At 72.0% G+C, this 12,442-nt stretch carries 11 protein-coding genes; 1 reads left to right on the top strand and 10 read right to left on the bottom strand.

Annotated features, from left to right (window positions below):
- Position 1 precedes the first annotated feature (1 nt).
- From H563_RS0106380 to H563_RS0106365, 4 genes are all read right to left on the bottom strand, one after another.
- Positions 2-376 (bottom strand): FKBP-type peptidyl-prolyl cis-trans isomerase, encoded by a 375-nt coding sequence (locus H563_RS0106380; RefSeq protein WP_022881774.1) that lies wholly within the window; start codon positions 374-376, stop codon positions 2-4.
- A gap of 170 nt (positions 377-546) precedes the next feature.
- Positions 547-1,719 (bottom strand): PrsW family intramembrane metalloprotease, encoded by a 1,173-nt coding sequence (locus tag H563_RS15350; protein ID WP_022881773.1) that lies wholly within the window; start codon positions 1,717-1,719, stop codon positions 547-549.
- A gap of 15 nt (positions 1,720-1,734) precedes the next feature.
- Positions 1,735-2,913, bottom strand: coding sequence for a PrsW family intramembrane metalloprotease (locus H563_RS0106370; RefSeq protein ID WP_022881772.1), 1,179 nt, complete (start codon positions 2,911-2,913; stop codon positions 1,735-1,737).
- Complete coding sequence (locus H563_RS0106365) at positions 2,910-4,289, bottom strand: FAD-binding oxidoreductase (protein ID WP_022881771.1); 1,380 nt, start codon at positions 4,287-4,289, stop codon at positions 2,910-2,912. Before H563_RS0106365 ends, H563_RS0106370 begins: the two co-directional genes overlap by 4 nt.
- A gap of 48 nt (positions 4,290-4,337) precedes the next feature.
- Here H563_RS0106365 and H563_RS0106360 point away from each other — a divergent pair, with 48 nt between their 5' ends.
- Complete coding sequence (locus H563_RS0106360; RefSeq protein ID WP_027479178.1) at positions 4,338-5,102, top strand: glycosyltransferase family 2 protein; 765 nt, start codon at positions 4,338-4,340, stop codon at positions 5,100-5,102.
- Here the strand turns inward: H563_RS0106360 and H563_RS0106355 are convergent.
- From H563_RS0106355 to H563_RS15335, 6 genes are all read right to left on the bottom strand, one after another.
- Positions 5,099-5,998 (bottom strand): alpha/beta fold hydrolase, encoded by a 900-nt coding sequence (locus tag H563_RS0106355; protein WP_022881769.1) that lies wholly within the window; start codon positions 5,996-5,998, stop codon positions 5,099-5,101. The genes H563_RS0106360 and H563_RS0106355 overlap by 4 nt on opposite strands.
- Positions 5,995-6,891: an alpha/beta fold hydrolase gene (locus H563_RS0106350; protein WP_022881768.1), complete on the bottom strand. Its 897-nt coding sequence runs from the start codon at positions 6,889-6,891 to the stop codon at positions 5,995-5,997. Before H563_RS0106350 ends, H563_RS0106355 begins: the two co-directional genes overlap by 4 nt.
- Before the next feature lie 25 nt (positions 6,892-6,916).
- Positions 6,917-8,311 carry an aspartate ammonia-lyase gene (locus H563_RS15345; RefSeq protein ID WP_022881767.1) on the bottom strand — a complete coding sequence of 465 codons (1,395 nt, stop codon included), beginning with the start codon at positions 8,309-8,311 and terminating at the stop codon, positions 6,917-6,919.
- Between the two features lie 9 nt (positions 8,312-8,320).
- Positions 8,321-9,493 (bottom strand): HNH endonuclease signature motif containing protein, encoded by a 1,173-nt coding sequence (locus H563_RS17285; RefSeq protein ID WP_022881766.1) that lies wholly within the window; start codon positions 9,491-9,493, stop codon positions 8,321-8,323.
- Positions 9,494-9,578: 85 nt separating this feature from the next.
- On the bottom strand, positions 9,579-10,997 hold the full coding sequence (locus H563_RS0106335; RefSeq protein WP_027479175.1) for an aldehyde dehydrogenase family protein: 1,419 nt from the start codon (positions 10,995-10,997) through the stop codon (positions 9,579-9,581).
- Positions 10,998-11,013: 16 nt separating this feature from the next.
- Complete coding sequence (locus H563_RS15335) at positions 11,014-12,432, bottom strand: serine hydrolase domain-containing protein (protein ID WP_022881764.1); 1,419 nt, start codon at positions 12,430-12,432, stop codon at positions 11,014-11,016.
- Positions 12,433-12,442 lie beyond the last annotated feature (10 nt).

Genomic DNA, 12,442 nt, shown 5'->3' with positions numbered 1-12,442 from the left:
CTTACTTGACGTCCAGAAGGTCGATCACGAAGATCAGCGTCTGCCCGCCGAGCGGGTGGCCGCTGCCGGCCGGCCCGTACGCCAGGTGCGGCGGGATGGTGAGCTTGCGGCGGCCGCCCACCTTCATGCCGGGGATGCCCTCCTGCCAGCCGGCGATCAGGCCGCGCAGCGGGAACTGGATGGACTGCCCGCGGTTCCACGACGAGTCGAACTCCTCGCCCGAGTCGTAGCCCACGCCGACGTAGTGCACGTCGACGGTCGCGCCGGGCTTGGCCTCGGCGCCGTCGCCTTCGATCAGGTCCACGATCTCCAGCTCGGTGGGGGCGGGACCCTCCGGCGCGTCGATCTCGGGCTTGGTCTTCTCGGTGTCTGCCATGGGGTCCATCCAACCGCCTTCGCGGCGGCGGGCGCAAAATCCTGCAGCCGATCCGCAGGGGACTTGCCGCCGCGCGGCGGCCGCGCGACAATGCCGCCAGGAACTCGCCGACGTTCATCGAGTTGCAGGCCGGGCCGCACCGACGTCGGCGAGTTTTCTGTCTCCAGCCGCTACGAGCGCAGCACCGCCTCGCGGTCGGCCGTCACGGCGCGCAGCAGCCGCCGCTCGTCCTGCCGGGCGCGCTCGCGCCCTCGGCCGGTGACGATGCGGCGCCGCGCGTAGGCGAGCGCCGTGGCGTCCCGGATGAACCGGCGCACCGCCTTCCGGGCTGCGCCGCCCCGCCGCTTCGCCCAGCGCCGCGCCTGCCTGCGCCCGGCCACCGTGCCGAGCATGTCGACTTCGGCCGCCGTGAACCAGCCCGCCCGCGCGTACAGCGACAGGTTCTCGTAGGTGAGGGCCGCGTCGCGACGCCTGGCGAACAGCACGAAGACGGTGAACACGGCGAAGATCGGCAGCTCGACGATGAGGTAGAAGAAGAACGCCCCGCTCTCGTCGAAGGCCGAGCCGAGATTGAACCCGGCGTGCAGCAGGATCGCCGCGACGAGGCCGGCGGCGAACAGCGCCGCCGTGCCGAGGCGGCTGCGCCGGGTTCGCACGGCGATGCCCAGCGCGATGCCCGTGCACGAGGTGAAGACGAGGTGGGCGAAGGGCGACAGGATGCCGCGGACGTAGAAGGTGTACGCCAGATCCGCCTCTCCCCCGCCCACGAGCGCAAGCCCGAAGTACTGGATGTTCTCGACGAAGGCGAAGCCCGCGGCGATGGTCGCCGCGTAGACGACCCCGTCGACCGGGCCGTCGAAGGTGCGCTGCGCCAGGAGGAAGATGATGAGCACGCCGACGCCCTTGGCGATCTCCTCCACGATCGGCGACTGCACGGTGATGGTGAACAGCTGGTCGCGGGTGACGCCGATGCGGTTGCCGTATTCGTTGAGCGTCTGGTCGACCACGAGCGCCGCGAAGATCGACACGCCCGCGCCCCAGAGGAACGCGAAGGCGCGCGCGATGAACGGCTCGGGCTCCCACCGGTCCACCCAGCGCACGACCGCGAGCACGGCCACGAGCGGCACGAGGGCGACCAGCCCGTTGACGGCGACCCCCACCACGCCGAGCACGGTGACGAGGTAGGAGACCACCCACATGACGGCCATGGCCGCGGCGCAGATGCCCACCACCACGGCCACGAGGGATCCCACGGGTGCCCGCGGCCGGGCGTAGGCGGGCAGGGCCGTCGGGATCGGCCCCGTCGTCGACGCCGGCGGGGCGAGCGGGTCGGTGGCGGGCATGGCGAAGGTCGGTGATCAGCCCGTTCGCGGGCGCAGGGCGCCGCGGTCGGCGACGACCGCGTCCAGAAGCATCCGCTCGTCGTTCTGCGCCTGCGCCGTGTCGTACCCGGCCGCGATGCGCTGCCTCGTCTGCGCGAGCTTCGTCGCGTCGGCGATGAGCGCCTTCATCGGCGCCTGCACGCCGTGGGCCGCCGCCCAGCGCTTGGCCTGCTTGCGGCCGGCCCCGGTGCCGAGCATGACCACCTCCTCCGGCGTGAACCAGCCGGCCTCCTGGTACACCGTGAGAGCGGCGCGCGTGTCGGTCTCCTCGGAGCGGCGGGCGAGCAGCACGAGCCACACGACGACGCCGAACAGCGGCACCTCGACGAAGAGGTACGTCGTGAACAACCCGCCGACCGTGGTCGTGAACAGGCTCACCGAGTTGAACGCGCTGTGCAGGATCGCCGCACCGGCGTAGCCGAGCAGGAACAGCCCCGCGATCTGCAGCGGGTGTCGCCGGCGGCTGGCGAGGCCCAGCGCGGCGCCCGTGCACGCGGTGAAGACGAGGTGCCCGAACGGCATCAGCAGGCCGCGCAGGAAGAAGGTGACGGCCAGACCGTAGCCGCCGTCGTCGTGCAGCGACTCGGCGAAGTACTGGATGTTCTCCACGAAGGCGAAGCCGGCCGCGACGGTCGCGCCGTACACGATGCCGTCGACGGGCCCGTCGAAGGTGCGGCGCATGACGAGGAACACGAGCAGCACCCCCAGCCCCTTCGCCCCCTCCTCGACGAGCGGCGCCTGCACGGTCGCCTGCAGCGCCGCGTCGGGCTTCACGTGCGCCGCATAGTCGTACACCTGTACGGTGAGGTCGACGAGCAGGGCGATGACGATCGACACCCCTGCTCCCCAGAGGAAGGCGAAGACGCGCACGCCGAGCGGCTCCGGCTCCCACCGGTCGAGCCACCACACCACGAGCAGCACGCCGGTGAGCGGGATCAGGGCGACGACGAGGTCGAGGATCACGCCGGCCGGCCCGAAGGCGAGGCCGAGGTAGGCGAAGGCGAGCACCACCGCCATGGCGGCGACGACGATGCCGGCGGCGCCGAGGACCCGCACCCCGAGACCCGCGCGCGGGCGCGGCGGCGGGGTCCAGGCGGTCAGCGTGGGGGCGACGGATGCCGGTGCGGCGGCCGGCTGCGGCGAGGCGTCGCTCATGACGTCGTGAACACCTTTCCTGGATTGAGGATGCCCTGCGGGTCGAACACCGCCTTCAGCTGCTGCTGAAGACGGTACACGTCGGCCCCCAGCTCGTCCACGAGGTGGTGGCGCTTCAGCACGCCCACCCCGTGCTCGCCCGTGAGCGTGCCCCCGAGGTCCAGCGCCGCCCGGAACAGATCGTCGGCCGCGTCCCAGATCTTCTGCTCCATGCCGTTCTCGAGCACGAAGTTCGGGTGCAGGTTCCCGTCGCCGGCGTGCGCCGCCGTGGGGATGCGCACACCGTGCCGCGCCGACACCTCGGCGATCGCGTCGAAGGCGTCGGCGAGCCGGGAGCGGGGCACCGACAGGTCTTCGATGAGCACCTCGCCGCTCGCCTCCAGCGCGGGGTGCATGGCTCGCCGGATGGCGAGCAGCTGCTCCCCCGTCGCGGCATCCGTCGACACCCTCGTCTGCCCGCCGTCGGCCTCGATCAGCTCGACCGCGCGCAGCACGGTCTCGGGCGCCGGGGACTGGTCGAACTGCACGAGCAGGAAGCCGTCGCCGGCCGCCGGGCCCATCGCATCGCGGATGACCGCCGCGCCGAGGTAGGCGCGGACGGCGTCGAGGGACTGGCCGTCCAGCAGCTCCATGACGGCCGGCCGCAGCTGCGCGCCGACGATCGCGGACGCCGCCTGGGCCGCCTGCCGCACCGCGGGGAAGAACGCGCCGATCGTGACCACGTCGCCCACCGGGCGCGGCAGCACCCGCACCGTCGCCTCGACCACGACGCCGAGGGTGCCCTCGCTGCCCACGAACAGCGCGGTCAGGTCGTAGCCGGTCACGCCCTTCACGGTGCGGTGCCCCACGCTGATCAGCCGGCCGTCGGCGAGCACGACCTTGAGCGCGAGCACGGCCTCGCGGGTGACGCCGTACTTGGCGCACAGCAGTCCGCCGGCGTTGGTGGCGATGTTGCCGCCGATCGTCGAGATCGCCTTGCTGGCGGGGTCGGGGGCGTACCAGAGGCCGTACGGCTCGAGCGCGGCGTCGAGGTCGGCGTTGATGACGCCGGGCTCCACGACGGCGATCCCGTCGGCGGGGTCGATCTCGAGGATGCGGTCCATGCGGTCCAGGCAGAGCACGACGACCCCGTCGCCGCCGGTGGCGCCGGCGGCGAGCCCCGTTCCCGCGCCGCGCGGCACCACGCCCACGCCGAGCTCGTTCGCGATACGCAGGGTCGCCTGCACCTGCCAGGCGGAGGTCGCCTCCACCACCGCGAGCGGCGCGCCGGGCGAGAGCCAGCCCGACTTGTCGGTGCGGACTGCGGTCAGGCGCTCGGGATCGACCGTCACGGCCTCCCCCAGTTCGGCGGTCAGACGGGCGACGATGTCCTGCATGCCTCCGATGCTACGGCGCGCCTAAGATCGAGCCGGAGAGGAGTGCGCGTGACCACGGTGACGGTCGTGATCCCCGCCCTGAACGACGCGGAGATGCTGCGCCACGCCCTCGCCGCCCTCGCCGCGCAGACGCGGCCGGCCGATGAGGTCATCGTCGTCGACAACGGCAGCACGGATGCCACGGCCGACGTCGCCCGCGCCGCCGGCGCCCGGGTGCTCACCCAGCCGGTGCGCGGCATCATGTCCGCTTCCGCCACGGGCTACGACGCGGCCCGCACCGATCTCATCGCGCGCATCGACGCCGACTCCCGGCCACCGGCCGACTGGCTGGAGCGCATCGTCGCCGAGTTCGACGCCTCCCCCGCCATCGATGTGCTGACCGGTCCGGGAGCGTTCTACGGCGAGCATCCGATCGCCAACTGGCTCGGCGAGCACCTGTACATCCCCGCCTACTTCCACATCGTCGGCCCGTGGCTCGGCACGCCGCCGATCTTCGGCTCCAACTTCGCCATGCGGGCCGAGGTGTGGCGCCGGGTGAGCGACCTGGTGCACCGCGACGATCCGCGCGTGCACGACGACCTCGACCTCGTGCTGCACCTGCCGCCCGACGTCGTGGTGCGCTACGACGAGACGCTGCGGGTGGGCGTCTCGGCGCGGCCGCTGGAGACCTGGCGCGGCTTCGGCCGGCGGCTCGCCTGGGCGTACCACACCTTCGCGGAGCACTGGCCGGAGGCCTCGCCGTGGGCGCGGCACTCGGCGAAGCGGGCGTTCGCCGACCCCGCCGAGCGCGAGCGGATCGCGCAGCCGCGCTAGGCCGCCGGCTGCTGCACCCGGCGGAAGAGCTGCACCATGTCGAGGGCGAGCTGGTGCGGGGTGGTCTCGCACGGGCTGTGACCGGTCGCGTAGATCGCGACCTCCGCCCCGATCTCACGGGCGAAGCGACGGTAGCGGCGCGGTCGCCACAGGTCGCGCTCGCCGGCGACGACGAGGAGCGGGATGCCCGAGGCGCGCAGCTCGGCCCGGAGGTCGGGGGCCTGCATCATGAGCCCGACCATGCCGTCGATGCTTTCCCGCCGGTGGTGCGCGAGCCGGGCGTTGGCGAACGCGAAGCGCTCGGGCGTGACCTTGCTGAAGTTGGTGCGCACGTTCCAGATCATCGCGGCCGCGCCGACGCGCGCCGTGTAGAACCAGAACCGGGTGAGCCAGCCGAGGATCTTGACCCCGCGGAACACCTGCCCCGCCAGCGGCGGGCTCGCGAGCAGGGTGAGGGTCTTGACGAGGTCGGGGCGGTCGCGCACGACGAGCTCGGCAACGATGCCCGCGAAGGAGAAGCCGAGCAGGTGTGCGGGTGCGCCGGACTCGAGGAAGGCGATCATGTCGGACTCGAACAAGTCGTACGTCCACCCCTCGGCGCCGGCCGGGCCGGCCTCGGCCGACTCGTACTGCCCCGCCAGGTCGTAGCTCTGCACGAAGTACCCCTGACCGGCGAGGATCGGGGCGAGCAGCGCGAAGTCCTCCTTCGACCCGGTGGCCCCGGGCACGAGCACGACCCGCTCGCCGGATGGGTCGCCGATCTCCCAGGCGGCCAGCGCCCCGCTCGGCGCTGCGAAGCGGAACGCGCGGGTGCCCTCGGGCGCCTTCGCCCAGTCGATCTCGGGCAGATCCTCGTCGAGGCCGTACGCGTGCTCGGCGGTCAGAGGAAGGCTCATGCAGGCTGCTCCGCGGTCTGGAAGGTACGGATCATGTCGAGGGCGAGTTGATTGGGCGTGGTCTCGCACGGGCTGTGCCCGGTGCGGTACACCGCGAGCTCGGCGCCGATCCTATCGGCGTACTCGGCGTGCAGGCGAACCGGCCACAGGTCGTGCTCGCCGGTCGCGATGAGCAGGGGGATGCCGGCGGTGGCGACCTGCGCGGTCACGTCGGGCACGTCCATCATGAGCGCCATGATGTCGTCGACGCTCTCGCGGCGGGTCAGGGCGAGACGGTCGCGCACGAACCGCAGACGACTCTCGTCGACGCCGTTCTTGTTGGTGGTGATGCCCCAGAGCATGAGCCCGGCGGCCTGATGCGGGGGGATGAACCTGCTCAGCGCGCCGACGATCTTGATCCCTCGGAACACGTTGCCGGTCAGCGGCGGCGCGGTGAGCAGGGTGAGGCTGCGCACCAGCTCCGGCCGGCGGGCGACGACGAGCTGGGCGACGACGCCGGCGAACGAGTAGCCGAGCACGTGCGCCGGGGCGCCGGACTCGAGGAAGGCGATCATGTCGTCGACGTACAGCGGGTAGTCCCAGCGGCCGGTGAGCGGCGAGGGGCCGGCGCCGTGCGACTCGTACTGGCCGGCCAGGTCGTAGGACTGCACGAAGTAGCCGGCGTCGACGAGCGGCGGGGCGAGCAGCAGGAAGTCCTCCTTGGAGCCGGTCGCCCCGGGGACGAGCACCACGCGCGGGTCGTCCGGGTCGCCGAGGGACCATGCGGCGAGGGATCCGCTCGGCGCGGCGAAGCGGAACGCGACCGCCCGCGGATCCGGCGTCGACCAGTCGATGGGGGCGATGCGCGCGTCCAGTTCCACCGCCGCCTGGCGCAGCTCGGTCGCCGTCTCCATATCTGACATTCTGCGCTTTCTCGGCTCACGCCTCCGCCGGCGCCCCGGACAGGCGCTCGGGGGCGAGCTCGCGCTCCACCTGTTCGCGCGTCATCAGCCCGGATTCCACGACGAGGTCGGCGATGCTGCGCCCGGTCAGCAGCGCCGTCTTGGCGAGCGCGGCGGCGGCCTGGTAGCCGATCACGGGGGTGAGGGCGGTGACGACGCTGACGCTCGAGCCCACCATGGCGGCCAGCCGCTGCTCGTTGGCGGTGATGCCCGTGACGCAGTTCACCCGCAGCGTCTGGAAGGCCTGCCGCATCCAGGTCACCGACTGCAGCAGAGAGTGCGCGATGACCGGCTCGAACGCGTTCAGCTGCAGCTGCCCCGCCTCGACGGCCATGGTGACGGTGACGTCGGCGCCGACCACCGAGAACGCCACCTGGTTCACCGCCTCGGGGATCACCGGGTTCACCTTGCCGGGCATGATGCTCGAGCCCGCCTGGCGCGCCGGCAGGTTGATCTCGCCCAGTCCCGCCTGTGGCCCGGAGGAGAGCAGGCGCAGATCGTTGCAGATCTTCGACAGCTTGACGGCCGCGCGCTTCAGCGCGCTCGAGAAGGTCATGAACACGCCGGTGTCGCTGGTCGCCTCGATCAGGTCGGGTGCGGTGACGAGTTCGAAGCCCGTGATCTCGGAGAGATGACGGCGCACGGATGCCGCATACCCCGGCTCCGCGTTGATGCCGGTGCCGATCGCCGTGGCGCCCAGGTTGATCTCGCGCAGCAGCGGCAGCGTGTCGGTGATCCGGTCGACGTCCTCGCTCATCGTCGTCGCCCAGCCGTGGAACTCCTGCCCGAGGGTCAGCGGCACCGCGTCCTGCAGCTGGGTGCGGCCGATCTTGAGGATGTGCCGGAACTCGTCCCCCTTCGCGGCGAACGCATCGCGCAGCATCCGCATCTCGTCGAGCATGCTGGTCAGCGAGAACATCAGCGCGAGCTTGACCGCGGTCGGGTAGACGTCGTTGGTCGACTGGCTGCGGTTGACGTCGTCGATCGGATGCAGGAAGCCGTAGTCGCCCTTGGGCCGGCCGGCCAGCTCCAGCGCGCGGTTCGCGATCACCTCGTTGGCGTTCATGTTCGTCGAGGTGCCGGCTCCGCCCTGGATCACGCCGACGACGAACTGGTCGTGCAGGGCTCCGTCGATGATCTCCTGGCAGGCGGCGTCGATGAGCGCGGCCTTCTCGGGGGCTAGCACGCCGAGTTCGACGTTGGCCCGGGCGGCGGCCTGCTTCACCGAGGCGAGGGCGCGCACCAACTCAGAGTAGACCGAGATCGGCCGTTTCGAGATGGGGAAGTTCTCCACCGCGCGCGCCGTGTGCACGCCCCAGTACGCCTCGTCGGGAATCTGTCGCTCGCCGAGCGAGTCCGCTTCGATCCGCACGCTCCCACCCTATGGGGCGCGGGGTCGCAACGGCGGGGGGTCGTCGGAGGTGTCGCGGTAGACCCGGCCGCCGGGTGAGCGCCAGTAGTCGTGGCCGCGCGGGCCGACGCTGACGGCCCATTTCGTCTTGTGCTTCAAGGTGTGGTCGGATGCGCACAGGGCGTGCAGGTTCGACGCATCCGTCATGCCGCCCTTGGCCCAGTCGAGGCGGTGGTCGATGTCGCAGCTGGAGGCGGGTCTGATACAGCCGGGTGCGGTGCAGGTCTCGTCGCGGGCGAGGACGAAGCGCTTCAGGTCGGCGCCGGGAGGGTAGTTCTTGCGGCCCACGCCGAGGATCGCCCCGTCCACGGGGTCGGTGAAGATGCGGGTGAGCGTGGCCGAGCCGCCGACCAGGGTCTTGGCCCGACCCCGGGGTATCGGCACAACACCCTCGATCGTCGCCTGCCGCCTGGAGTCCGGGCAGTCGATCAGGTTCAGCACGGGCACGTACACGTTGACGGTCGGCCTCACCTCGAAGGGTGTGCCGCGCCCGAGGAGGATGTCGGCGAACACGTCGGCGCGTTTCTCGTCCACGCTGCGCTCGCTGTAGGCGGTCAGCCACGCCATGCCCTCGTCGTCGGGCTCGATCCACACGCCGCGCTTGCGTGCGGCGCGGGCGTGCCGAGCATCGAGCGATTCCGCACCGTAGCGGCGGGCCAAGACGGCTGCTTTGCGGCGCAACTGGGCCGCGGTCAGCCCGGCCGCGATGCGTGAGATGTCGTCGTCGAACCAGTCGAGCACCATCTGGTCGTCGGGCAGTTCGGCGGCTTTGTCGAGGATGATGCGCGCCTTCTGCGAGGTGAGCTCGCCGGACCGGAATGCGGCCCAGGTGCGCGGCAGGTCACGCCTGAGGCGACGACCGCTGGAGAGCTTGGCCGCGACCTGCCCCTGGCTGAACCCCAGTTCGAGCGCGAGGCCGAGGATGGCCGATCGCTGGGCGAGACCATCGGCTTCCGGATGCGTCTCGACCCCGGGCTCGAGTTCGATCTGCGGATGTGCGACAGCGTTGTCGACGACGTCGCAGATGGCCGCGATCACCCGCGCCTCGGCGATCGCCTGCTCGCGCAGCGCCGCACGAGCCTCGTCGAGACCCTGCTCGCGCACGCGCTCCCACGCGCTCTGCGTCGGAGTCCCGGTCTTCATGCACGGCAGTCAAGCAGCCACCACCGACATCGACGGACTGCGGCGCGTGAAGCCGTGATCGGCAGCCCGACGCCCGGGAAAGGCGTCAGCTGATCCGGCCGAGCCAGCGGCGGATCAGCTTCTGCCGGGCAGGTGTGTAGGGCGGGGCGACGAGCCGCATCGTGTCGGGCTTCAGCGGTTTCGAGATGACGGCCTTCTCGTGGCTGAAGGTGGTGACCGAGCGATGCCCGTGATACGCGCCCATGCCGCTCGCGCCGACGCCGCCGAACGGCAGCGAATGCACGGAGAGGTGGGCGAGGGGGATGCCGAAGCCGACGGCGCCGGAGCTGGTCTCGGTCAGGAAGCGGCGCTTGGTGCGCGCATCCTCTGTGAACACGTACAGCGCGAGCGGCTTGTCGTGCGTGTTGATGAACCGGATCGCGTCGTCGAGTCCGTCGACGGTCACGAACGGCAGGATCGGGCCGAAGATCTCCTCCTGCATCACGGGCGCCTCGCGCGGCACGTCGGCCAGCACGGTCGGCGCGAGGTACCGCTCGGCGGCGTCGGCCTGCCCGCCGGCCACCGTGGTCCCCGCGCCGAGCAGCCCGCGCAGCCGCTGGAAGTGCCGGTCGTTGACGATGCGCCCGTAGTCGGGGCTGGCCTGCGGGTCGGCGCCGAAGTAGCGCTTGATCCACCGGGCGACGGCGGGGCCGAGCTCGGCCTGCACGGCGGCGGTGGCGAGCACGTAGTCGGGGGCGACGCAGGTCTGCCCGGCGTTCACGAACCGCCCCCAGGCGATGCGGCTCGCGGCCGCGTCGAGGTCGACGGTGTCGTCGACGTAGGTGGGCGATTTGCCGCCGAGCTCGAGGGTGACGGGGGTGAGGTGCTTCGCCGCGGCCTCCATCACGATCTTCCCGACCGTGCCGTTGCCGGTGTAGAAGATGTGGTCCAGGCGCTGGCCGAGCAGCGCGGTGGTCTCGGGCACCCCGCCCTCGACGACGGCGACGGCGTCGCGGTCGAGGTAGCGCGGCACGAGTTCGGCGAGCACCGCCGAGGTGGCGGGAGCCAGCTCGCTCGGCTTGAGCACGACCGCGTTGCCGGCCGCGAGGGCGCCCGCTGCCGGGCCGAGCAGCAGTTGCACCGGGTAGTTCCAGGGGGCGATCACGGCGACGACGCCGAGAGGTTCCAGCACGACCCTCGACCGCGCGGGCAGCAGCGCGGGCGGCGTCGGCACCGGGCGGGGCCTCAGCCACCTGCGCAGCTTGGCGGAGATCGCGTCGATCTCGGCGACCGTGAAGCCCGTCTCCATGAAGTGGGTCTCGGCCGGGGCCTTGTGCAGATCCGACCACAGCGCGTCCTCGATCGCCGCGCCGTTCTCGGTCAGCAGGCGGCGCAGCGCCTTCAGCTGGGCGAGGCGCCAGGCCAGCGGCTTGGTGCGGCCGGTGTCGTAGGTCTGCCGCAGGGCCGCCACGGTCGCAGCGACGGATGCCGCGGCGCCGGCCCCGGCTTCGGCGGTGGAGGTCATGGCCGCCATGCTACTGCTATTGACGCGCGGTCAATAGCAGGTCCTCCGCCGCCTCGGGACCGGCGTCCGGCAGGAACGTGACGATGAGCCGCGCGCCCTCCGCCGAGTCCGGCTCGAGCCGCCAGATGCGCCGCAGCGGCGTGCCGGTCAGCTGCTGGTGCACCTCGAGCGCGCCGCCCGTCCACCCCGCCCACGCCGCGTACGGCACCTCGGGCAGCTGCTCCTCCGGCCAAAGCGCGGTCCGGCCGGGCACCCATCCGCCGCGTCCCGCGACGAGCCGCTCGGCCACGATGCCGGAGCCGGACAGGACGAGGGCCACCTGGTCCGGCGCGAACTCGACCGTCAGCTCGTCGACGCCCAGCCGGTTGCCCTGGAGGCGGAAGCGGATGCCCGACAGGGCGGCCTCGCGCGACGCATCCGCCTCATCGAAGACCGGGTCGGGCACCCGCCGGCCGCCGGGCGTGAAGACGGCGCCGTCGGGGTGCCCGGTGGGCGGGGCGAAGGCGGGGTCGACGCCGGGAAGCAGGTGGCGCCACGCCGTCTCGAGGATGCGGTTGGCGTCGAACGAGCCGGAGGTCGTCGCGACGACGAGCTGCAGCTCGGGGATCACGGCGGCGAACTGCCCCCACATCCCGTCGGCACGGAAGCCGTGGGTCGAGCGCCAGAGCTGGAAGCCGTAGCCGATGCGCGACTCGTGGCTCGCGAACCATGGGTTGCGGGTCTGATGCGCGCTCGCCGCCTCGACGTAGTCGGCGGGCACGAGCTGCCTGCCCTCCCAGCGGCCTCTCTGCAGCAGCAGCTGACCGAACTCGGCGAGCTGGCGCGTGGTGAGCTTGAGCCCGGTGCCCGCGTGCTCCTGGCCGCGCGGATCCCGCTCCCAGTGCGGGCGCGGCCAGCCGAGCGGCTCGAACAGCCGCGGCTGCAGGAAGTCGGTGAGCGACAGGCCCGTGCGCCGGCTCACCGCGGCGCCGAGCACGTAGCTGGCGCCGGTGTCGTAGACGAAGTGCTCGCCGGGCGGGTACGGCGCCGCGAGCTCGAAGAACACCCGCACCCAGTCGCGGTCGGGCATCGGCCGCATCAGGGCGAAGCTGTCGCGGTCGTGCCCCGTGGTCATCGTGAGCAGGTGCCGGATGGTCTGCCCCGGCACCTCGGGGTGTTCGGGGAAGACCGCGTGCGTCGGCTCGTCGAGGCCGAGCGCCCCCTCGGCGATCGCGAGGCCCACAGCCATCGAGGTGAAGGCCTTGCTGACCGAGAACATCATGTGCGGCTCGTCGGGCGCATACGGATGCCACCACGCCTCGGCCGCGACGCGGCCGAACCTCGCGATGACGAGGCCGTGCACCCCGAGCCCCGCCGCATCGACCGCGTCGGCGAATGCCGTGACCGCGGCCGGATCGATGCCGACGGAGGGCGCCGAGCTGCGTTGCATCGCCATGCGTTCGACA

This window comes from Gryllotalpicola ginsengisoli DSM 22003 (assembly GCF_000419445.1).
GTDB classification, from domain to species: Bacteria; Actinomycetota; Actinomycetes; order Actinomycetales; family Microbacteriaceae; genus Gryllotalpicola; species Gryllotalpicola ginsengisoli.
This window is presented reverse-complemented; position numbering and strand designations above follow the sequence as displayed.